23 protein-coding genes and 1 other RNA gene are annotated in these 21,806 nt (G+C 55.0%); 8 read left to right on the top strand and 16 right to left on the bottom strand.

The genetic code is table 11. The annotated features are described in order from the left end of the window. Nucleotides 1–11: 11 nt before the first annotated feature. The 5 genes from CGLAMM_RS02395 to CGLAMM_RS02415 all read right to left on the bottom strand — a co-directional run bounded on the left by CGLAMM_RS02395 (nucleotide 12) and on the right by CGLAMM_RS02415 (nucleotide 6,381). On the bottom strand, nucleotides 12–2,231 hold the full coding sequence (locus CGLAMM_RS02395) for a DNA polymerase III subunit gamma/tau (RefSeq protein ID WP_394819487.1): 2,220 nt from the start codon (nucleotides 2,229–2,231) through the stop codon (nucleotides 12–14). Between the two features lie 31 nt (nucleotides 2,232–2,262). After that, nucleotides 2,263–2,359, bottom strand: an RNA gene (gene ffs / locus CGLAMM_RS02400) — signal recognition particle sRNA small type. Nucleotides 2,360–2,415: 56 nt separating this feature from the next. Continuing rightward, nucleotides 2,416–4,230 (bottom strand): gamma-glutamyltransferase, encoded by a 1,815-nt coding sequence (gene ggt / locus CGLAMM_RS02405; RefSeq protein ID WP_394819732.1) that lies wholly within the window; start codon nucleotides 4,228–4,230, stop codon nucleotides 2,416–2,418. 19 nt (nucleotides 4,231–4,249) lie between these two features. Further along, entirely contained in the window at nucleotides 4,250–5,050 is an 801-nt protein-coding gene (gene map, locus CGLAMM_RS02410; protein ID WP_418115301.1) for a type I methionyl aminopeptidase, read from the bottom strand. Nucleotides 5,051–5,280: 230 nt separating this feature from the next. Beyond that, a complete protein-coding gene (locus CGLAMM_RS02415; RefSeq protein WP_394819486.1) occupies nucleotides 5,281–6,381 on the bottom strand; it encodes a D-alanyl-D-alanine carboxypeptidase family protein in 1,101 nt (366 codons plus the stop codon). Between the two features lie 357 nt (nucleotides 6,382–6,738). On the opposite strand from CGLAMM_RS02415, the gene clpS reads away from it, so the two are divergent. The 4 genes from clpS to CGLAMM_RS02435 all read left to right on the top strand — a co-directional run bounded on the left by clpS (nucleotide 6,739) and on the right by CGLAMM_RS02435 (nucleotide 13,093). Beyond that, nucleotides 6,739–7,080: an ATP-dependent Clp protease adapter ClpS gene (gene clpS / locus CGLAMM_RS02420; protein ID WP_394819731.1), complete on the top strand. Its 342-nt coding sequence runs from the start codon at nucleotides 6,739–6,741 to the stop codon at nucleotides 7,078–7,080. Nucleotides 7,081–7,243: 163 nt separating this feature from the next. Next, nucleotides 7,244–9,604, top strand: coding sequence for an ATP-dependent Clp protease ATP-binding subunit ClpA (gene clpA / locus CGLAMM_RS02425; protein WP_394819485.1), 2,361 nt, complete (start codon nucleotides 7,244–7,246; stop codon nucleotides 9,602–9,604). A 326-nt stretch (nucleotides 9,605–9,930) separates the two neighbouring features. Then, the gene (locus CGLAMM_RS02430) at nucleotides 9,931–11,934 is read left to right on the top strand and encodes a catalase (protein ID WP_418115302.1); all 2,004 of its coding nucleotides are present in this window, start codon (nucleotides 9,931–9,933) and stop codon (nucleotides 11,932–11,934) included. Between the two features lie 193 nt (nucleotides 11,935–12,127). After that, complete coding sequence (locus tag CGLAMM_RS02435) at nucleotides 12,128–13,093, top strand: alpha/beta hydrolase (RefSeq protein WP_394819483.1); 966 nt, start codon at nucleotides 12,128–12,130, stop codon at nucleotides 13,091–13,093. 182 nt (nucleotides 13,094–13,275) lie between these two features. Here CGLAMM_RS02435 and CGLAMM_RS02440 read toward each other — a convergent pair whose 3' ends face one another. Then, complete coding sequence (locus CGLAMM_RS02440; protein WP_394819482.1) at nucleotides 13,276–13,467, bottom strand: hypothetical protein; 192 nt, start codon at nucleotides 13,465–13,467, stop codon at nucleotides 13,276–13,278. 273 nt (nucleotides 13,468–13,740) lie between these two features. Between CGLAMM_RS02440 and CGLAMM_RS02445 the strand changes: the two genes are divergently transcribed. Continuing rightward, a complete protein-coding gene (locus CGLAMM_RS02445) occupies nucleotides 13,741–13,914 on the top strand; it encodes a hypothetical protein (protein ID WP_394819481.1) in 174 nt (57 codons plus the stop codon). Between the two features lie 230 nt (nucleotides 13,915–14,144). Here CGLAMM_RS02445 and CGLAMM_RS02450 read toward each other — a convergent pair whose 3' ends face one another. The 9 genes from CGLAMM_RS02450 to CGLAMM_RS02490 all read right to left on the bottom strand — a co-directional run bounded on the left by CGLAMM_RS02450 (nucleotide 14,145) and on the right by CGLAMM_RS02490 (nucleotide 19,798). After that, complete coding sequence (locus CGLAMM_RS02450) at nucleotides 14,145–15,188, bottom strand: tyrosine-type recombinase/integrase (RefSeq protein ID WP_394819480.1); 1,044 nt, start codon at nucleotides 15,186–15,188, stop codon at nucleotides 14,145–14,147. 192 nt (nucleotides 15,189–15,380) lie between these two features. Beyond that, a complete protein-coding gene (locus CGLAMM_RS02455) occupies nucleotides 15,381–15,545 on the bottom strand; it encodes a hypothetical protein (protein ID WP_394819479.1) in 165 nt (54 codons plus the stop codon). Beyond that, on the bottom strand, nucleotides 15,542–16,354 hold the full coding sequence (locus CGLAMM_RS02460) for a recombinase RecT (RefSeq protein WP_394819478.1): 813 nt from the start codon (nucleotides 16,352–16,354) through the stop codon (nucleotides 15,542–15,544). The genes CGLAMM_RS02455 and CGLAMM_RS02460 overlap by 4 nt, the downstream gene beginning before the upstream one ends. Further along, nucleotides 16,351–17,313: a YqaJ viral recombinase family nuclease gene (locus CGLAMM_RS02465; protein ID WP_394819477.1), complete on the bottom strand. Its 963-nt coding sequence runs from the start codon at nucleotides 17,311–17,313 to the stop codon at nucleotides 16,351–16,353. Before CGLAMM_RS02465 ends, CGLAMM_RS02460 begins: the two co-directional genes overlap by 4 nt. A gap of 41 nt (nucleotides 17,314–17,354) precedes the next feature. Continuing rightward, entirely contained in the window at nucleotides 17,355–17,570 is a 216-nt protein-coding gene (locus CGLAMM_RS02470; RefSeq protein WP_394819476.1) for a hypothetical protein, read from the bottom strand. After that, nucleotides 17,570–18,214: a hypothetical protein gene (locus CGLAMM_RS02475; protein ID WP_394819475.1), complete on the bottom strand. Its 645-nt coding sequence runs from the start codon at nucleotides 18,212–18,214 to the stop codon at nucleotides 17,570–17,572. Before CGLAMM_RS02475 ends, CGLAMM_RS02470 begins: the two co-directional genes overlap by 1 nt. Then, nucleotides 18,214–18,729 carry a hypothetical protein gene (locus CGLAMM_RS02480; RefSeq protein WP_394819474.1) on the bottom strand — a complete coding sequence of 172 codons (516 nt, stop codon included), beginning with the start codon at nucleotides 18,727–18,729 and terminating at the stop codon, nucleotides 18,214–18,216. Before CGLAMM_RS02480 ends, CGLAMM_RS02475 begins: the two co-directional genes overlap by 1 nt. After that, a complete protein-coding gene (locus CGLAMM_RS02485; RefSeq protein ID WP_394819473.1) occupies nucleotides 18,726–19,160 on the bottom strand; it encodes a hypothetical protein in 435 nt (144 codons plus the stop codon). Before CGLAMM_RS02485 ends, CGLAMM_RS02480 begins: the two co-directional genes overlap by 4 nt. Before the next feature lie 218 nt (nucleotides 19,161–19,378). Continuing rightward, nucleotides 19,379–19,798: a hypothetical protein gene (locus CGLAMM_RS02490; protein ID WP_394819472.1), complete on the bottom strand. Its 420-nt coding sequence runs from the start codon at nucleotides 19,796–19,798 to the stop codon at nucleotides 19,379–19,381. 275 nt (nucleotides 19,799–20,073) lie between these two features. Between CGLAMM_RS02490 and CGLAMM_RS02495 the strand changes: the two genes are divergently transcribed. After that, complete coding sequence (locus CGLAMM_RS02495; protein ID WP_394819471.1) at nucleotides 20,074–20,508, top strand: hypothetical protein; 435 nt, start codon at nucleotides 20,074–20,076, stop codon at nucleotides 20,506–20,508. A gap of 170 nt (nucleotides 20,509–20,678) precedes the next feature. Here CGLAMM_RS02495 and CGLAMM_RS02500 read toward each other — a convergent pair whose 3' ends face one another. Continuing rightward, the gene (locus tag CGLAMM_RS02500) at nucleotides 20,679–20,918 is read right to left on the bottom strand and encodes a hypothetical protein (RefSeq protein ID WP_394819470.1); all 240 of its coding nucleotides are present in this window, start codon (nucleotides 20,916–20,918) and stop codon (nucleotides 20,679–20,681) included. Between the two features lie 65 nt (nucleotides 20,919–20,983). On the opposite strand from CGLAMM_RS02500, the gene CGLAMM_RS02505 reads away from it, so the two are divergent. Then, nucleotides 20,984–21,358, top strand: a complete 375-nt coding sequence (locus CGLAMM_RS02505) for a hypothetical protein (RefSeq protein ID WP_418115303.1) — start codon at nucleotides 20,984–20,986, stop codon at nucleotides 21,356–21,358. A 67-nt stretch (nucleotides 21,359–21,425) separates the two neighbouring features. After that, nucleotides 21,426–21,680, top strand: coding sequence for a hypothetical protein (locus CGLAMM_RS02510; protein ID WP_394819468.1), 255 nt, complete (start codon nucleotides 21,426–21,428; stop codon nucleotides 21,678–21,680). Nucleotides 21,681–21,806: the final 126 nt, after the last annotated feature.

The raw sequence follows: 21,806 nt of genomic DNA on the forward strand, positions 1-21,806 counted from the left end.
TCTTCAAGTCCTTAGTGATATCGATAGCCGGGCTGACTTATATCGTCTTCCGGCAAATCCGTCTCCAACCCTTCAGCATCGGGCCCCGCCTCGGAGAAAGCGGATGGCAGCACCTCATCCAGATTTTCAGGCGGCAGGCCGTAATCATCTAGGGAGAGGTCGCGCGGCAGGCCGAGATGCGCGCCGGGGAAATGCGTGATGATCGCCTGGATGAGAGGATCTTCCTGCATGGATTGCCGGTGAGATTCCGTCACCTGCGCGCCTTGTTCATCCAAAGTCGGCGCGCCCTCCTCATGAGAAGCCATGATCATGAAGCGATCCGGATAATGCAGATTCAGCACAGCCTGAAGTCGCGCGAGACTGCGGGGATCGACGCCGCTCTGCAAACGGATCGCGATTTCCGGCGGCGCGAACCGCACGCAATGCGCGGCATGGCGCAGCAAACCGTGCAGAAGCGGCTTGGACGCCCACTTAACGTAAGCGACCATCTCACGCCAGGAGCGGATTGGCGGCACGGCGGCGACGTCCGGCTGCGCCGCCACCGACGCGTCCGAGGCAGATTCTGCGATCTCGGACGCGGCGACATGTGGCAGGGACGATGTTATTTCCGGGCGCGTCACTTGGACGGGATGTTGCAGGGCGCCATCCGTGCCCGTCATGACCGCCTCGGGCGGCCCTTCGGACGGGGCGGCGTTCTCCCTGGCGGAGTCCTCATCAATCGGACGCGGTGGGCGCGCAGCATGTGCGGCGGATGCCGGCTCGATGTGCGGCGCCGACGAGGCGGCCGACGCGGGGCGCGTATTATCCGCGACGAGGTGGAGGTCCCGATGCGCGACGGGGCGCATTCTGTCATGACCCGCAGTGACAGAAGCGTCCGCAGGCCCGGCAATGGAGGCGGTCGGCGTCGCGTCCGTCTCACAATGGTCTTTCACGGGAGATGTCGGTCCGCCATCGCGCGGCGATATCGTCCCCCGTGCCTGTCGAATCAGATCATCCGGTGTGGGAAGGGAATTGGCGTAACAGAGTCGCAGGAGGATCATTTCCACCGCGCCGCGGCGGTCTGGCGCGATTTCAAGCTCTTTCAAACCGTTGACCAGGATCTGCCAGGCGCGCCCCAGAACGGCCATGGAAAGATCCTGCGCGAAGGTGACGCCACGGCTGCGCTCAACCTCTGTCAAATCGGGGCGTTTCCCGAGGGACGGCACCGCTTTGAGGCGGGAAATAAAATGCACGAGTTCAAGCAGTTCACCAAGTAAACCGCCTAATTCCACCCCCAGCGCATAGGCATTGTCTGTCACGCTGAGGACGCGCGCCACGTCACCTTTGATAAGCGCGTCAAAGAGGTCATAGACCGTCTCCCGATCGGATAATCCGAGCATGGCGCTGACGACATTTTCCTCAATACGCTTCGCATCCTCCTCCGATCCACGCGCAATCGCCTGGTCAAGAAGTGATAGCCCATCACGTACCGAGCCGTCACTCGCCCGCGCAATGAGACCAAGCGCCTCCGGCGAGAACGCGACCCCCTCCTTCTGCGCAATCGAATCGAAATGCGCCACCAGCATCTGATTGGGCACGCGTCTCAGGTCAAAACGCTGACAACGGGAGAGCACCGTAACGGGGACTTTCCGCAACTCCGTGGTGGCGAAAATAAAAGTGACGCGCTCCGGCGGTTCTTCAAGCGTTTTGAGCAAAGCATTGAATGCATTGCGGGACAGCATGTGGACCTCATCTATGATGAAGACCTTCATGCGCCCTTGAATCGGTCGAAAACGCGTCTGCTCAATGATTTCCCGGACGTCATCAACCCCGGTGCGGGAAGCCGCATCCATCTCCAGCACGTCAGGATGCCGATCCGCCAGGATAGCGGTACAATTGGCGCAGACGCCGCAGGGCTCAGCCGTTGCCTCCCCTTTGCCATCAGGCCCAATACAGTTCAGGGCGCGGGCGATGATGCGCGCTGTCGTCGTTTTGCCGACACCTCGGACCCCTGTCAGCATGAACGCATGTGCGACGCGTTTAAGGGCGAAAGCCCGCCGCAGGATGCGGATGGTGCTTTCCTGACCAATCAGGTCAGCAAAGGATTGGGGGCGGTATTTGCGCGCCAGAACGCGATAAGGCGCGGCCTGAATATTCTGCGGCGCGGCATCTGGCGCGCCGAAAAGGTGATCCCCCGCCGCAGGAGGGAGGGGCAGGGCGTCGTCGTCGGGATGCGATTCGTGATCACTCATGCAATCACTTATAGACCAAAATATCGGGAAGGTGGGAGGCCGAACACACGACCCGTGCAAAACTCACTACGGCTGCTTCCTTCCGGACCTGACCGGGTTTGCAAGCCGCCCGTCCACGGCCGACCTCCCGGCGCAGGATTAGCATGATTCCCCTCCCCCCTGGCAAGGGGAATCATGCCTGAAATTACAATCCGCGTGCCAGCCCTCCGGCATGACGCTGGTCTGAGCCGCCATAAACGAAACCCGTCACCGGTGCGTCGAGACGTGGGCGGCCAAAGAGGATCCCTTGGGCGAGCCCCCAATATTGCGGCTGCTCCGTGATCTGATATCCACGTCCCCGCAGGACAGTGCTGACATGGGAGGTCAGCGCACCCGGTTCCACCTCAAGCGCGCGGGGCATCCATTGCTCATGAATACGCGGTTGGTTGATGGCCTGCTGAATATCCATCCCCCCGTCAATGACGCCGAGCACGACATTGAGGATAATTGTGGGGATGCGGGACCCACCCGGGCTGCCAATCGCCATGACAAGCTTGCCATCCTTGGAAATAATCGTCGGCGACATGGAGGAAAGCGGCGTCTTGCCCGGCGCGATCTCGTTGGCGCGTGACCCGACGATCCCATACATATTTGGCACACCCGGCTTGACGGAGAAATCATCCATCTCATCATTCATGACGATGCCCGTCCGGCCACCCACAACATGCGCACCGTACCAACCATTTAATGTGTAGGTGACGGAGACCGCAATCCCGGACCGATCCGCTGCGCAGAATTGCGTCGTTTCATGTTTTTCATGCGCGGGCTCCGTGACAGGGGCATCGCCCTGCGGCAGGGCCTCCCCAGGCCGAAGCGAAGCTGAATCGATCGCGTGATCCTGCCGGAAACCCGCTCTGATCGCCGCCGCGTAAGACGGATCGATCAAATGGGCGACTGGATTTTTCACGAAAGCAGGATCTCCAAGATCCCGACGGTCAGAATAAGCGTGACGCATGGCTTCCGTCTGGAGCTGCACCCCGGCAACGCTTCGCAGGCCAATCTTTTTCAGGTCATAGGCGGAGAGGATATTGAGGATTTCACAAATAGCCACGCCACCCCCGCTCGGCGGTGGGGCCGTATCGATACGATAACCTTTATAATTGCAGTGCAAAGGTTCCAGCGCGCGGATCTTATAGGATGTGAAATCCTTGAGGGACAGGATACCGCCCCCACGCCGACTGGCGGCAACAATTTCCTGCGCTGTCTCACCCTCGTAAAAACCTTTATCACCAAGCTGCGCAATCCGTCGCAGGGTATTGGCGAGGTCCTTCTGCACAAGCGTATCGCCGACCTCCAGCGCGCTACCATTCGGATTAAGGAAGATCTTTTTAGCGTAACTGTCCCGCGCAAGGCGGTCTTTGGCGGAATTCAGCAGATCAACATCATCGACCTGCAGATGGAATCCTTCCTCTGCCAGGCGGATGGCGGGGGCCATGACGCGGGTCAGGCCGAGGCGGCCCCATTTACGCTCCAGCGCATCCAGCCCTGCAACCGTGCCCGGAACACCGACGGCGCGCCAGCCCTCAACGCTTGCCGCTTTATCGACATTGCCATCTTTGTCCTGATACATCGTGGACGTTGCGGCCAGCGGCGCGTGCTCCCGGAAATCGATGAAATGCGTCTGCCCATCCGGCAGGCGGATCGTCGCGAACCCCCCGCCCCCGATATTGCCGGCCGCCGGGTAAACGACAGCAAGGGCGTAACCAACAGCGACAGCCGCATCAACCGCATTACCGCCCGCTCTCAGGATTTCCACCCCGGCATCCGTCGCCAGATGCTGTGCGGACACAACCATCGCATGGGGTGCGGCGGCGGCTGGATGGCGATTATCGCCGCGATGCGTTGCCTGATAGCCAAGCGGGTCGGCCGCGGCGGCCTGACATGTCGCAGGCAGGGCGGCAAAGAGTGAAAGCGAAGCTGAGCATATCAGGTGAAAACAGGTTTTTCTGGACGTCGTCATTTTTATTTCCTGTAACAATTCAAGCGTAAGGGGGCAGATTGAAACCTGCGGGTGACCGGGTAAATATTTCGCAACCATTATGGTTGACGCCGATCATATGCTCGAATTGTGCAGAGAGAGACCTGTCACGCGTAACAGCTGTCCAGCCATCTTCGAGTATTTTGACGTCATATCTCCCGATATTCAACATCGGTTCAATCGTGAAAACCATGCCGGCATCAAGCGCCATACCCGTGCCGGGCTTACCATAATGCAGGACATTCGGCGCATCATGAAAGACCCGCCCGATCCCGTGTCCGCAGAAGTCCCGCACGACGGAAAGCCGATGCCCCTCCGCGTAACTCTGGATCGCGTGACCAATATCGCCCAAGGTCGCGCCAGGCCGCACGACTTCGATGCCGCGCATCATCGCTTCATAGGTTTTTTCAACGAGGTTAACGGCTTTACGTGGCACTTTGCCGACGTAAAACATACGGGACGTGTCGCCATACCAACCTCCCAGAATGGAAGTAACATCGATATTGACGATGTCACCCTCATTAAGCCGCCGATCCCCCGGGATGCCATGGCAGACGACGTGATTGACGGAAATACAGCAGGATTTCGGGAAGCCACGATAATTCAAAGGCGCTGGAACAGCTTGATGGTCGAGCGTGAACTGATGGATCAACGCATCGAGATCCGCCGTCAGAGCGCCAGGTACGACGTAGGGCGTGATCATGTCCAAAGTTTCAGCCGCGAGTCGACCCGCTGCGCGCAGACCGGCGAAGTCTTCCTCCGTATATCGCACGATATGCCGGGCCGAATCACCTGAAGCCATTTACTCTCCGCCTCAACTCAGAAAAATTAATAACGCGAGACGAAGATCAGTCAATTCCAACCCTTCATCAAGATCGGCGGTAGACTTACCACGCGGTGACTGCTGAAGCCAAGGCCAGTCCAACCACAGCCGCGATACATCAAAGCCGCGACGCGCGGTTCGACAGGATCTGGCGCTCTCTGGGAAGGGTTATTCTGGCTGTGATAACGGCCGCGGACCTGTTAAAGATCTCAGCCCTGATGGCGGGTATGATGGCGCTTTGTCTTGCTGATTTTCGCCGTATGGTGCCGCACTGAGCTGGCGGCGCGGACGGAGACGGGCTTGCGCGCGACCCGCCTTTTCGTAGCGCGATGCGTTACGAGGCGGTAACGGCGCGGGCCGGAAGGGGCCTCGGCCACTTCAACGGTCGTACTACGATAGGTCCCGGCGCGATTTCTCCGCACCCGGCGGTGGCGCGAGGCGGCGCGCGCCATCACGATTGGCGCTTCAGAGGCGGCGGGCACCGGCGCAACCCCTTCCATCTCAAAGCCCTTATCAAGCAATGAGGTCATTATGCGATTACGTTGCAAGTTGCTGCGGGCACCCAACACAACACCGATCAGCTGCACCGCGCCGCGCCGCGCTGAAGCGGCAAGATTATGCCCGGCGAGCGCCGTATATCCGGTTTTAAGACCATCCGCCCCGACATAACCCTTAAGCATGGGATTATGATTGGGGATCACCCGACCGTGGAAAACAAAGCTTTTTGTCGAAAATAACGGGTAATAATTCGGAAAATCATGCATCAGCCTTGCACTGAGCAACGCAATATCATGGGCCGTCGTCACCTGCTCCGGATCGGGGAGGCCGGAAGCATTCTGAAAAGTCGTGTCACGCATGCCAAGGGCCCGGGCCTCACGCGTCATGATATTGGCGAAGTAAACCTCATCCCCCCTGCCGAGGAGTTCCCCCAAGGCGGCGGCCGCATCATTTGCCGATTTCGTGACGAGCCCGAGCACGGCTTCCCGCACGGTGAGACGCATCCCGGGCCGCAAGCCGAGCTTGGATGGCTCCATCGATGCGGCGTGAATGGAGACCGGCACAAGTGAGTCAAAGGAGATATGGCCGGCGTCCAGCGCCTTGAACGTCAGATATAATGTCATCAGCTTGGTAAGGGATGCCGGGTAACGCTGGAGGTTCGGATCGCTTTCCAGAAGGACGGAACCGGTTTTTGCATCGATAATGAAGCTGCTGACATGGCCCGCATATTGCGCGCGCGCGGAATGGGGAAGGCAGAACGTCAACGCAAACGCCAGCGCTGAAAGCAGTCCATTAACTAAACTTCGACGCAAACGCGCCTCCCCGACTCAATCGCAAAATTTGTCTGTGAATCTATCAGACGCTGATCTTTACGACAATGATTCGCGCAAGTTTCAACAGATCGCAATAATTTCGTAATATCTTGACGCGCTTATAACGCTGAGACCCAGCCTGGGTTAACGTAAACATCATAATTCACGCGGTGGGTCGGGACTCACTTTAAATATCAAAAAGATACATTATTTTTTTGCGATATCATGATGATGGCCCGACGAAAAGGCGGGAATTAAGACTATGATTTTTGCCCTTAATGCGGTTTATTCACCTTGTAAGGAGAGACAGGCAGCCTGATGGGACTTGAAGCGCATTTGAATGATGACGTCATCGTCATGCGGCGGGAAGAGGGATCGCCCGGCCCCGTGATTTCCGCTGCGCGGGAGGATCTCGGTTTTGCTGTGCAATCGCGCACGGCAACGCGGCGGCCCTCCATGTACAAAGTCCTGCTCCTTAACGATGATTATACGCCGATGGATTTTGTGGTGCATATTCTGGAAACCTTTTTTAACAAGTCCCAGGACGAGGCCACCAATATCATGCTCACAATCCACCGTCAGGGCATCGGCGTGGCAGGTATTTTCACATTCGAAGTTGCTGAAACGAAAGTAACGCAGGTGACGGAACTTGCCCGCAGTCACCAGCATCCCCTTCAATGCGCAGTGGAGAGAGCCTGACAACGTTGAAAATATCGTTAAAAAAATGAAGCCAGCCCACTGAAAACTTTTTCTTTTTTTCTCGTTTGTTTAGTTATGGGTCGCGGGATGCATGTTGGACCGCCCCTTTTTAAAGGACCGAACCCGACCAATCGGACGAGGGGCGCGAGAGGAGCAGTCAATCATGTTATCTCGTATTCTTGAGCAGTCGCTGCACCGCGCGCTCACCTTTGCGGCTGAGCGCAGGCATGAATATGCGACGCTTGAGCACCTCCTCCTTGCCTTGACGGAAGATGAGGACGCGATCGCCGTCCTCCGCGCCTGCGGAATCAATATCGGCAAATTGCGTCAGGATCTGTCAGAATTTCTGGATAAGGACCTCGCCGGACTCGTCTCGGAACAGACGAAGGAGCCGAAACCGACAGCGGCCTTCCAGCGCGTCATCCAGCGTGCGGCCATCCATGTGCAGTCCACAGGCCGAGAGGAAGTCAGCGGCGCCAACGTGCTTGTCGCACTTTTTGCCGAGCGGGAAAGCCACGCCATTTATTTCCTCCAGATGCAGGACATGACGCGCCTCGACGCTGTCAATTTTCTGTCTCACGGCATCGCGAAAACACCAGCGCGCGCCGCCCGCACAGAGGATGTCGCCCCGATTTACGAAAATTCCGAAGCGGAGAAGGAAGAGAAAGCTTCGCGATCAGGCAAGAGCGCCGAAGCCCTCAATACTTATTGTACGAACCTCAATGAACGCGCGCGCGCGGGCAAGATCGACCCTTTGATAGGACGAGAACGAGAGGTTGACCGAACGATCCAGATATTATGTCGCCGCACGAAGAACAACCCCCTCCTCGTGGGTGATCCAGGCGTGGGCAAGACAGCGATTGCGGAGGGTCTGGCCAAGCGGATCGCGGAGCGCTCCGTGCCGGACGTTTTGAATAAGAGCACGATCTACGCATTGGATATGGGCGCCCTCCTGGCCGGCACGCGCTATCGCGGTGACTTTGAGGAGCGCCTCAAAGCCGTCATGACGGAATTGGCGCAGGATGAAAAGGCGGTCCTTTTTATCGACGAGATCCACACGGTGATTGGTGCCGGATCAACCTCCGGCAGCGCCATGGACGCGTCAAACCTTTTAAAACCGGCTTTGGCGGCGGGCAGTTTGCGTTGCATCGGGTCCACGACTTTCAAGGAATACCGCCAATTTTTTGAAAAAGACCACGCTTTCAGTCGTCGCTTCCAAAAAATTGACGTGATGGAACCGAATATCGACGACACGATCAAAATATTGCGTGGCCTGAAGCCACAATATGAGGACCATCACAAGGTCAAATATCTGGATGAAGCCATCCGCGCCGCCGTCGAGTTATCCGCACGCTACATTAATGACCGCAAATTGCCCGACAAGGCGATTGATGTCATTGATGAGGCTGGCGCCTCGCGCATGTTATTGCCAGAGAATAAGCGCCGCAAAAATGTGACGCTCCGCGATATTGAGGACACCGTGGCCAAAATCGCGCGCGTCCCCGCTAAAGCTGTCTCAGCGGATGATAAAGCGACGCTACGCACTCTCAGCCGTGACCTCAAAAGCATGGTCTACGCGCAGGATGACGCGATTGACGCCCTGACCTCCGCCATCAAACTCGCCCGTGCCGGTTTGCGCGACCACGGAAAGCCCATCGGCAATTACCTGTTCTCCGGCCCGACGGGTGTCGGCAAAACAGAAGTGGCGCGGCAGCTTGCTTCCTTCCTCGGGATCAAACTCCTGCGTTTTGATATGTCGGAATATATGGAGCGCCATTCTGTTTCCCGCCTGATCGGAGCCCCGCCGGGCTATGTCGGATTTGACCAGGGTGGCCTGTTGACAGACAGCGTCAATCAATACCCGCATTGTGTCCTCCTGCTCGACGAAATTGAAAAAGCCCACCCGGACCTTTTCAACATTCTTCTTCAGGTCATGGATCACGGCACACTGACCGACCACTCGGGCAAGCTTGTGGATTTCCGCAATGTCATATTGATCATGACAACGAATGCGGGCGCGGCGGATCTCAGCAAGGAAGCCATTGGGTTCGGGCGCATAGAGCGTACCGGTGATGATGAGGAGGCCATCAAACGCCTCTTCTCCCCGGAATTCCGGAACCGCCTGGACGCGGTCATTGCCTTCCAGCCGCTTTCAACCGATGCGGTTGCGCGGGTGGTTGATAAATTCGTCTTCCAGCTTGAGGCGCAGCTTGCGGATCGGGACGTCACGATTGAGGTCAGTCCGGCCGCACGTGACTGGCTTGCGCAACGCGGTTATGACCGGCTTTACGGTGCCCGCCCGCTGGCACGCCTGATTCAGGACCAGATTAAAAAACGCCTCGCTGAAGAGCTTTTATTCGGTAAGCTTAATCGCGGCGGCCTCGTCAGCATCCATCTCAAAAATGATGCGCTCGCCTTCGACTTCTCATCAGAGAAACCGGATGAAGCCCGCCCCCGGAAAAGAGCCCGCCCCCATCCCGTCGCCGGCGTGAGCGGGCGGGCGCCTGACGGCGTCAAAGTCTAAACCAAAAAAGCGGGACAACCCGTTTCACCTTTTATTAACAAATACCAAGTGCTCACATTGTCAAGATAAGTATCAAGAAATAATCGGGCACTCAAAACAGAATCCCCTCCCCTCTTTACCCGTAAAAATGCTATAGCGCCTCTTGCGCCCTGGCGGCGCAAGCCGAAACCCGTCTGACAGGCTCACGTTGAGCTTTAAGCAATTATTTCGGAGGCACCTATGAAAAACGACAATTACAAACGAGAACAAAAAAAATCGGTGACGTAAAGGTTGAGATCGGTCCTCAAGGACAGACGCATTACCTGGGTGACGGAAGCCAGCCCGGTATGACGACAAAGCAGGGCACGCCCGTCGCAGATGATCAGAATACCCTCAAGGCCGGCCAACGCGGCCCCGCCCTGATGCAAGACTTCCACTTCCGGGAAAAAATCTTTCATTTCGACCATGAGCGCATCCCGGAGCGCATTGTGCATGCGCGTGGATACGGGGCCCATGGGTATTTTGAGCTGGACACACCGTTAACAAATTACACGACAGCCAAAATCCTGACCCGGAAAGGGCAGCGCACACCGGTTTTCGTTCGTTTCTCGACCGTGGCGGGCGCGAAGGGCTCGTTCGACCTGGCACGCGACGTGCGTGGATTTGCCGTCAAATTTTATACTGAGGAAGGCAATTGGGATATTGTCGGAAATAATATTCCGGTCTTCTTCATTCAGGACGCCATCCGCTTCCCGGACCTCGTGCATTCCGTCAAGGAAGAGCCGGATCGCGGCTTTCCGCAGGCGCAGTCCGCCCACGATAATTTCTGGGATTTTGCGTCCTTATCTCCAGAAACCGTGCATATGCTGATGTGGATTATGTCCGACCGGGCCATTCCACGCTCCTTCCGTTTCATGGAGGGTTTCGGCGTCCATAGCTTCCGCCTCGTCAATGCGGACGGCAAATCCACTTATGTTAAATTTCACTGGAAACCGAAGCTCGGCCTTCAATCCGTCGTCTGGAATGAAGCCGTCAAGATCAATGGCGCGGACCCGGATTATCATCGACGCGATCTGTGGGAGGCCATCACTTCCGGGAACTTCCCGGAATGGGAATTGGGCGTTCAGCTCTTCGACGATGATTTCGCGGATAAATTTGATTTCGACATCCTTGACGCGACCAAACTGATCCCTGAGGAACTGATCCCCGTCCAACCTATCGGACGCATGGTGCTCGACCGCGTCGTTGATAATTTCTTTGCGGAGACGGAGCAGGTCGCATTCATGACGCATAATGTCGTGCCCGGCATCAGCTTCACGGATGACCCGCTCCTGCAAGGTCGCAACTTCTCTTATCTTGATACGCAGGTTAAACGTCTTGGAAGCACGAACTTCACGCATCTGCCCATTAATGCACCGAAATGCCCGTTCCATACATTGCAGCAAGACGGACATATGGCGATGGAGAACCCTAAAGGCCGCGTCAATTATGAGCCGAACTCCTGGGGGGAAGGACCGGTTGAGAACCGGGATCGCGGTTACCGGCATTACCCTTCAGCCGTGGAAGGCGTCAAAACCTTTGAGCGTGGTGAGCGATTTGCCGATCACTACAGTCAGGCGCGGCAGTTCTATATCAGCCAGACCGATACGGAGCAGACCCACATCAAAGATGCGTTCGTTTTTGAACTGAGTAAGGTTGAACGCGAAGATATTCGCGCGCGGGTCGTCTCTCAACTCCTCAATGTTGATAAGACCCTCGCAGAGAATGTCGCCAAGGGTATCGGACTGGAGTCAATGCCGGACGCCGCCCCGCCAGCGCGCACGCCGAAGATGGATCTTCCGGCGTCAGACAAATTAAGCATCCTCAAAAACGGCCCCACCTCCTTTGAGGGGCGTAAGATCGGGGTGTTGATCACGGAAGGGACCGATGCCAGCCTCCTTGACGCCCTGATGAAAGCCGCGAAGAAAGAGAACGCGCTGGTTGAACTCGTCGCCCCGGTTGTGGGGGGCGTCACAACGTCGGACGGCAAGAAGCGGCCTGCTCAGCAGAAACTCAATGGTGGCCCTTCCGTCCTTTATGATGCGATCATCCTGCTGGCTTCGGCGGAAGGTGCTGAGCAGCTTCTCAATGAGGCAACCGCGCGCGACTTCGTTGCGGATGCCTGGGCACATGCGAAGTTCATCGGATATTGCCATAATTGCGTCCCTTTACTGCGCAAAGGCGGGATCACTGAAAGCGATGAGGATGAAGGGCTGATTCATCTCGAATCCGCCGGCGACATGCAGCAGTTTATCGAAAAATGCCGGGCCCTTCGCTTCTGGCCGCGGGAAGCGAAAACCCACATTATTTAAAAGCACGCCCTACAATCAAATAGAGCCGTACATGCGATGCATGTGCGGCTTTTTTGTTTCATTCCCTATCTCATCGCGCTAAGATACGGCTAAACGACAATATCGAGGCTAACATCATAAAAATGAAAAATTTCGTCCTCTTGGCCTTGGGAGAATTATTGACTTTAACAATTTTTAATCTATCACGTCAAATATGACAGAGATATCGACAGAATTCGCAAATGACGGTTACTTCGTCAGAAGCTTTATTCCGGCCCAGACTTCTGACGTTATTGTCGTCAGTTTCACCGGTGTGAGGGCGAATGAGCGTTATGACGGTACGTTTTTTGGACAGCAGGTCGCTAAAGCGCTTAACATCCCTTTTATCGGTATCGTTGCGCGGTCTGAAAGCTGGTATCTTGAAAACGGTATTAATGAGGCGATTGCTGAAGTTCGTAGACTGATCGCTCCTATCCGGGCAGCATGTCAACATCATGTCAGAATCGTTGGATATGGCGTTTCGATGGGTGGTTACGCCGCCATAAAATATGCGCGCGCTCTTGAGTTCGACGCTGTCATCTCCCTCGCACCGATATATAGTATCGATTTTGAGGAAACAGGCAGGCTTAATTTCTGCTCTGGCTTCTACCAGCCTTACATGAAGGGCATGGCGCCAAAAAATGACGAGGTCACTGCGCCCTGCTACATCCTTTATGACCCGCACAACGCTGAAGATAAGATCGAGGCGGAGGTCATCCGCGACAATATCCATAATGTGAGATGCGTAGCTGTGCCTTATGCGACCCACATGGTCGGCTTCTCCCTCAAAGGGTCACGCAACTTTGCAGCAATGTTGGAGACTGTCCTCGCGAATGGCGATTCAACCCCGGTTATCCGCAAGATCCGCAGCCGAAGCGCTGAAAACATTCTCTACATGTTAGTTGCCTGTCACGGAAAAAAACCGACCCTTCTCGTCAAGGCGTTAAATAGTCGTCGCGCGTGTGAAACCGGCGCTCGCGAGCGATTTCTGACGTCCTACAGAGAGCCGGGGCGAGCAGCGGCGAGGTTGATTGATCTCGGCCATTGCGAAAAGGCCTTTACCCTGCTCAAGATGCTGCACAACCCGGATATTGCGGTACCTATATTTTCGAAGCTTCTCACTGGACCGGCGAATTTCTGACTTATGACCCTGTCGAAAAGCTTTTTCATCAGACGGATCGGCATCGTGTGCGCCGCGGCGAACTTATCGTGGTCATGAATGGGACGCTTTACTCCATGTCAGCCACCGGATTAACACGCGTTCCCTTTACCCTTCACGCCATTGCGGAGCGCTTTGCCATCCTATCTTCCGATGGAAAGTTTTTATCGACGTTGGAGGATGGTCGAACTGCGTACGTTGAAGTGCCGGTCCATTGGGAAATTTTCACGCCCCTCAATTGAATTCTCAGACAGTCCTGGCAGATCATCGCGCAGATCCATAGCGACCTTGACCCCGATCCATACTGTAAAAGCGCTTCCCCGCGTCAATAATCTTGTCGACACGGGCGACGCCATTATGCACGCTCCCTACTCAGTTGCGTTTCTTAAAAGGGACTGAGACATGTGAACATTCTTACCGATCGTCACGTTATCGTGTCGAGGCGCTCATGCACGCGAGTCAATGACGCAACTCAGAACTGTGGCAGGCACGGATTGGAAAGGCGTATTGCCTGACTGACAAAAAGTGCTGTGGCTGACGATGCATCCATCGATCGTGACGACATTGTTATTGGTGGAGGATGAAGGAGTGAAGATGCGACAATATTCATTTTCACCTGGCTTTTACGCTTGCTCTTTCTCGCAAGCCTCGCCATTTGGGTCGGGGCGATGTTCAGGGCCGGGCAATGGCTCGTCCTGCGGGAATATCCATCAGCTTTGGAGGTTATTCTCATCACCAGCTGTGCCCTGCTTAATATTATCGGCTGCCTGTGTGTGGGCAAACTCATGTTCGGGCATTGGTGACGCGCGCGCGGGACATCGTGAGCAAGGCGGAATTCACCGACTAAGCCGCTGAGAGAAGGTTCGATGATGATATGAAACCCGGACCGCGCGACATAACGTTGAAGTGCCGGGTCTTTAATGGTGCTGCTGGCGAGGATTGAACTCGCGGCCTCTCCCTTACCAAGGGAGTCAACATAAGAAAATATGCCTTATATTTCATGTCCTTACATAATCAACGTTTATATTGGCACTCATTTGGCACTTTTTTCATCCGAAATGCCGCCGTGTAAAAGCCATGCTTTAATCTCGTCAGCTTGGCCCCCTGGATACATTTTTGCATAGCGCGCCACCATCGTTACATTCTGCCATCCTCCATCCTCTTTAAGGAGAAGCAGGTCTCGGTGCATGCAATAGTGCCATGTCGCATACGTGTGCCGAAGCGTATGCGGCGTTGCGCCTTCGATTTTGGCTTTTTTACACGCGGTAGACCAAGCTCGCTTGATCTGCCCTCCACCAATGCGCCCATTGTATCGGTATCCTACTGTCAGGCGTGTTTTACGCGGTGGGGGGCGAAATACCGGTCCGCTACGATGATTGAGCTCTACAAGGGCCTGAATGGCTACTGGAGGAAGCTTGGCGAAACGCTCATTGCCTTGCTTTTGCCAAAGACTTGCCCGACCGTTCAACAAATCGACGTTTTCCCAAGATAGCTCAAGGGCTTCTGATAAGCGCGCGCCAGTCGCAATGAGGAAAATTAATAGCGATTTCAGATGTGGAGCGGCAGATTCAATAAGTTTCGTTGCCTCATCAGGCGTCAGAAACCTTGTTCTCTTGTTTTTCACACGCGGTCGATCAAATGCAGGCCTATCGCACCAACCCCGGATCGCCGCAAATTCCAGCACCGCACGCAAAGGCGTCAAAACATTGCGTAGCTTTGTGGCAGGCTGTGCTGCGGTCCCATCTCGCAACACAGCAATATACGCCTTGTCCAAAGCTTCTTGATCAATCTCGCGGATTTTCGTTGTGCCGAAATGTTTCAAAAGCTTGAGAAGAAAAGCTTTGGTCGGCGCGCTTCTTTCTTCTGCCTCCAAGTACGCGGTTAATGCGTGCGCGAATGTGACTGTTGCTTTCCTGCCGTAAAGACTTTCCGCCCAGAGCTCTGCCTCTCGTTTAGCGCGGAACTCTTCCGCTTGTGCCCGGTCAGAAGTTCCAGAGCTCTCATAGATGCGCTGGCCGCGGACGGTGCCGCGGATGTAAAACGTTTCCCGGCCTGGTCGTTTGATGATGCGGAGCAATTTTCAAGGCTTTCGAGTAGAACTTTGAGGTCTTCAGGACTGAAAAGAAGTTTTTTGCCTATACGTCGATGGGTCGGCCGCCCCTTGAATAAAGGCAACGACTTCAAGTGCTCGCGTAGCTTTGTCTTGCCGATACGGCCGTGCAAGCTATTCACCACTTCCTCAAAAGTAAGCATTTGGAAGAGCGATTGATCACCTTTCATCACACGTCTCCTCCATCCAGAACCGGCCTGTAACGCGGCGCATGACGGCTTCGTCCTGATCAAGGTCGCGCAACCATGGGCGGTCGCGTGGAATGCGGGAGAGGAGTGTCTCAAGTGCGATGACTTGAGATGTGTCTTGCCGGGGAGAGATCATGCGTAATCCTCCTTGGCCTCTGGCGATAACGGACCGGGCACTTCGTCCTCAAAACGATCAACCCCGTCATCGACATGTTCCAGAGCATCGAGTTTTGAAGGCACTGCTGTCACAACCGGATCGGGGCCTGCTTCCTTTCCGTAGGGCACAGCTTCGATTTCATCGTCGCGCCTGAGAAGCTCATCGACCTCAGCATCCATCGGGAGCCATTTTGACAAGCGCTTGAAGACGGTTTTGCGCGCCATCTCGTCCCACCATTGAGCCCATGGCCCCCCATTCTTGCCACGGCTAACGGACCGGACGCGTTCAATTGCTTCGACGTCCATCACCTCGAATTGAGGATCTGAACCGTCCTTGAACTTCGCGATTGCGTAAGCCCCGATGGCCTTACCCCGGTGCCCAGGGAAAAGGGGCGTATGTTCGATATGCCCATCGAGACCTTGACGCCATACGAAGTGGTCGTTCTCATAAATGATGTGGGCTTGCACGGAAGCGATCTCGCCACTGTTCCGAACGCGCTTTTGAAGGCCCGCGAACATGGGCATATACTGCACTTTATTGCTGAAAATCACGAGGGCAGCCTCGCGTCCGTCGGGGATCAGCCCATCGGCCGCGCATTTGAGGCAGGAGGCAAGAAGGGTCTGTCGGTCGGCACCCAGCAAATCGGGATTTTGCTGCACAACCGTCATCACGACGCGCTGGAATTTCTCCGGCGCGATGTGAGATGGAAGCACGTTCCTAAATTCTCCCGCCATTGTATTGATCTGCTTGCGAAGGTATGCAGGCGTTTTTGGTATGTCATCGCTCATAAGCTGATCTCCTTTACGTCATATCGCCGCGCCTCTTTCCTTCCCGAGATGATTTCGCCAGGCAGCGCAGCTCTCGGGGCTTTCTCAGGCACCACGATTGTGTTGATGAAAAAGCCTGCGCATCGCGCCTTCTGCGCTGTGCCGAGCTTGGCAATGAGCCGGTTCTTATAGCCTTGCTCTTCCTTCTCAATCGCCTTGCGACGCGAAGCTGATGAGAGAAGGCCAGCACAGATGTCGGGCAACTCATTGTCCAACTTGAAATCGGCAATCTCATCGACGATGGGCGTGTTCAGCGCCCGCAGGACTGCACCCGTCTGGCTTGAATCATCGACGGGTGGCGGGATATCATCGTCAATTGATTGCCAAAAGGCCGCGACCTTCGCACGGATCTGCGCGATGATCTTGGGGCGCGCCTCAAACCGATAAACCCTGAGATCGTTGCCGCCAATCAGCTCTCCGATGGCGCCCCACGTAAAGCCCGTGCACGCCAGCTGATGTTGCAGCTGGAGAAGGATGTGAAGAGGCGGCTCGCCATCGGCCCAACTCCTCTTATGAACGCCATAATCGACGTTCTTGATCTCGAGAATGCCAGGGGTCGTCCGCCCTTCTTCACCCTCCTCAATGACGTAATCGAGAGTTGCCCCCAGTCCACGACAGTGAGGATCTGAGAAGTAGCCTCCCTTTCGGATTTTCCATCCTTCCTGCTCAGCACAGCCTTGAGCTATCGCCTCTTCAAGCTGTAGGCCCCACCGTGCACGCTGGTTATCGACCTCCGGCGCGGGCACGCGCCCGGCTTTGATGAGCCACAGCCCATGCGCTCCGACCGCGTATTCGGGCTGGACATTGAATAGAGAGGCGATCTCGGACCCACCGATGTGCTTCGCGCGCACCTCATGCCATTCATCGCCCTTATACAGGCTGATTTCAGACGCAGCTTGGGCGTCAACGACTTCAGTCATTTTAAAAACCTTTCAGATTTCAGTCTGGATTTTCAGTTTCTTCAGTAGAAACCAGTATTCAAGCTAAAGCATATTCGCTTCTTTTCTTCGCAAAGCTTCTTATGCTTTTCAATCAACCCGCCCATGAGCGACCTCTTCAACTCATCTTCAATCATGTCACGAGGCTGACGCTTCAGCCAATCATGTGCTCGCGTGGCTTCATCGATCGCCATGTTGATTTGCGCGAGTTCCGGCGTGAATTCGACATTCGGGACCATCACACGCCCTCCTTCTTCCAGGAGGAGGCGCGTTTTTTTATGAACTTGATAAGTATCCGATATTCCTGTCCGTACTGGTTATCACCGTGTGTTTTTTCGACGGCCGCTTCGAATTCTTCAAGCGTGCCCGAGAAGCAGCCGCGTGTGACGCCAATGCTCTTTTTTGTCCTGTAATACGTCAGAGTTCCTTTTTGAGAGCCCACATTACTGAAGTATCCCGCCTCAGAGCATTCTTTAATCTGGGCATCGCCGGAGACCCAGGCATCGCCGAAGACCCAGGCATCGCCGTAGACCAGGGCATCGCCGGAGACCCGGGCATTGCCGTAGACCCAGGCATTGCCGTAGACCCAGGCATTGCCGTAGACCCAGGCATTGCCGTAGACCCAGGCATCGCCGGAGACCCAGGCATCGCCGGAGACCCAGGCATCGCCGAAGACCTGGGCATCGCCGGAGACCCAGGCATCGCCGGAGACCCAGGCATCGCTTTCTTCCGATAGATTACTTCTCTTTTTGATGTAACCGCCCAGATCGCCTGCCTTCACCCAGCGCCGCGGAATATCCCGCACTGCGCGGATGCGGTGCAGCACTGTGCCGTCCGTGAGTGTCAGCGTGTCGCCCTTGACGAACTCATATTTCTTATTCATCACACGCCCTCCCTCGTCAGCTCGATCAGATCAATCCAGCGATCAGGGTGCGGGAATGTGTAGCGGTTATGTTCGAAATGATCGCCGCGCCATGTGTCAATGACGACGCCATGAGGCGTATCGACGAGGCACTGATGGTTCAGACGCGGCCGTAAACCTCGGAGGGTGGACTTCCACCTTTTATCATGAGGACGTGGCACAAGCGTGTAACCTCTGATGCGTGCATATTCGACCTGAAAACCTGACTGAATGATGTCAAACGCGCCATCTTCATATTGAATAAGCAGATCGACGCTGAGACGACCGTCTCTCTGGTGAGGCGACGGACGCACCCAAGATGTCTTCGGCCTTGCCTCCTGCATAAGCTTGCTCCGGACAGATTCCATGTCCAGGCCTGCCCAGCGATCCGCATAGCGTCTGATTTCAGGCGTGTTATCCAGGTTATTCCGAATGCGCTCAACGCGGTCGAGAGCGTTCAGAACAGCCGCAGCCGCGTCATTACTGATCGTGATCATGGCAGAACTCCGTGACTGAAAGAGTCTGCGACCAGCAATCCCATCCGATAATCGGTTTCTGCATCGGCTTTCAGGCGAGATGGGGAAAAGCCACCCTCCAGAAGAAAATTCTCATTGTCGGCCAGCGCTTCCTCCGCGGCGTCCAGATCCTGGAACACCTTTACGAGGTCAAATTCCTCGTCCATGATGGCCCGACGCGCACGGGAGAAGGCCTGCCACCCGTCGTAACGATCGGCAAAACCATCATCTTTAATTGTTGAGAGAAGCTTCCCGGCTCCGAGCAGCGCCAAATCAGCGTTGATACCCTCGCAGCACCCTGAGTCCATATCGATCAGAAAAGCGTGCACTTTCTGAAGGCACATCCGATCATATTCAATCTCTCCCTTGAGAAACGCCTCATAGTCGGAGAGATAATCTGGTTCCTGTTGCATGGCTCATCTCCTTTAGGATGAGCTATTTATGTCTCAGGTAAAATATTTGGTCAAGCTATTTTTATCTCACTGGCGTGAGTTTTTCGGCGCGCTCGTACTCTATCGTCACCAGATCCAAAATCTTTTTGGGAAAAATTGGGCGAGGTTTTGCTTCGAGCGCACCCAAAGTGGGTCTACTATCCCTTAAATTTCAAATTGATGGTAGGTGAAGAATTCATTTAAATCCCGTCGGATTGCAGAAAAGCCTTGATGAGATTTAGGGCTCGCCTTCGTTGAGATTTCTCCATATCACGCCACTCTTGAAGCCACTCGAGTTCATCTGCGTCTTCGACTAATTCCGCATTATAATCAGAGAAAGTCACTGGGGCAGAGCCCAGTGTATTGTTCGAAGAGTGTGGTCTGCCGATTTTGGCTCGAAGAGCATAGTCACCTATAAAAACAGTGAAGCTCTTAGAGGCAGCAGCAGCCAGGCGCGCTAAACTGTCTAATCTGGGGCTTCTCGTCACGCCGGTCGCGATGTTTTTAATTGCCCCGTCACTCATGCCTGACGCTAAGCTTAGATGACGACGCGAAACGCCCCTCTCTGCGCAGAGCTTATCCAGAGTCTTAAGCAAATCGTCTTTAGGTTCATCATCCATGAGATAATTATGGCCTATAAAAATAATCTTTGCATGAGAGAAAAATCACTTGATTCGTAAGCCGACATAAGACATTTTTCTCTCATGCTTTATCGGGAAAGAATTTTAAAAGAGATTGAAGACTACTGCGCTGCAGTACCTTTATCTCCACGCGTTTTTGGGATTCTCGCCGTGGGGAATCCGAAATTTATCCGACGACTCAAAGCGGGCATGAGTAGCCTTCGGTCGATCGAGAAAGCTGATGCCTATATGCGTGCTCATCCGGTGAATCAGCCATGACCATCATTCGTCCATGCCTCACGCACGAAGAGGCCGTAACCAGAAAACGGGCTTTAGCCATTCATTTGATAAAAGCCGGTATGGACGGAATAGATCCGACCAGTATTTCCGAAACGATCGAGGGCGTTCTACTATTTTTCAATCGCGCTATCAGCCTCTCCGAGGTTCCTTTGATAGAAGCAATTCCGCTTTTAGAAGCAAGTTATCCTTTATGTGAAAAAATCATGTTTTCTCAGAAGGAACTGTGCATCCAAGAGGAAATTGCTTCTATCCTCATGGCCCTCTATCGGACGTCAGAGGGGCGAGGGTCGAGCTTAGCGAAACGGGTAAAATCTGGCATTTTCTTCGGGTCCACCTGGCGCTCCGCAAACTGGCCTTTCTCGTCGACGAAGTCGTCTACGAAAGAAATTGCGTCGAGAAGCGTCGTATGAGTCTGTTCGGACTGGTCGGAAAGCAAGTTGTTTGTTGCAATCTGAATTGCGCAAGAGAGGCGTTGCAAGGCCTCGGCGTTTCTTTGAAATGGCTCCATCAGAATTCATCCTCTGGTCAAGATGGTGAAGCAAGCACGGGGGAGGTTGCGACTCCTCCGTGCCACGACACCTTAGCCGCTGGGCCGCGGTAAGCAAATGTCGCATTCGGCCCCCACTGCACCGGCGATCAGAGAGACGATCATGCGGCGCTCCTCCTGTCCGGCTTTCGGATGCAGGATCGCCCAAAGCTCGGCTGCCCGCATCATGTCGATGACGAGCACGGGCGTGCCCATGTTGTGCACCTCCCAACGCCGATCGTCTTCCAGCAGTGGCCTGTCATATGCGTGCAATTCTTCTTCCTCTCGTTTCACAGTTGTCGACCTTCCCAGGACGCAACTTAAAACAGGAGGATTCCGCCGTGACGGAAAAATGTTCCGTGAGCGCAGAATTTCAGAGGCGCGATATGACGCCTGACGCGATTGCTGAGATGATGCAGTTGCAAATGCGGGAGCTCGTCGAGGCCTACCCGTCGCGTGACTGCTTGAAATCCGTCTTCCCGCGTATTGCGCGCAAAATGGAGCTGACGGCAAGTCAGGTAAAACGCCTTTATTACGGCGAGTGGCGGGTCATACCTGCCCACATCTATCACAATTTTAACGCGGCTTATGAGCGGCATCTCCAGTCCATGCGTGAGCGGGCCGATCATGATGCGCAAGTGTGCCGTCAACTTTCAGAAAAATGGGATGCAACATGGTCAGACAGCTCCTCACCTATCGCCTGTTCCTCCTTAGGAGGCGCGCCAGGCGATTAATGGAGAAGGGATATCGTCTCATGAGGAAGGGTGATCAGGTTGAGTCGAAATTGGCGCGGAGGAAGAGATGAACGCAATTAGTCAGAATGGCGCAAAGAAATTCATCATTGCAAAAATGAGAAAGCGCCGTTCATTTTTTGCAGGACTGGCATGGGTCTCGCTTTTTTCAAGTCTTATCATGCTTTTGATTTGCGGATTTGCTCACATTTTCATCGCTGCGGTAATCGCCCCGATGTGCGTGATCGTGTCATCACTGTCGATGGTGAAGAGCAGCTTGATAGACAACGAGATCGATCGGGCATTGGCCGATGACCCGCGATGAGACCCTTCAGGAGCTGCGGCGCCGTGTCGGTGATGCGTATGGAGCGCAGGCACGCTTTGCCCGGCGTCACAAGATCCATCCCAGGCGCATCAGCTTCGCGCTGACAGGAAAATATAATGACATCCC

Origin of the sequence: Sorlinia euscelidii, from assembly GCF_036452135.1 — a bacterium.
Taxonomy (GTDB): Bacteria; Pseudomonadota; Alphaproteobacteria; order Acetobacterales; family Acetobacteraceae; genus Sorlinia; species Sorlinia euscelidii.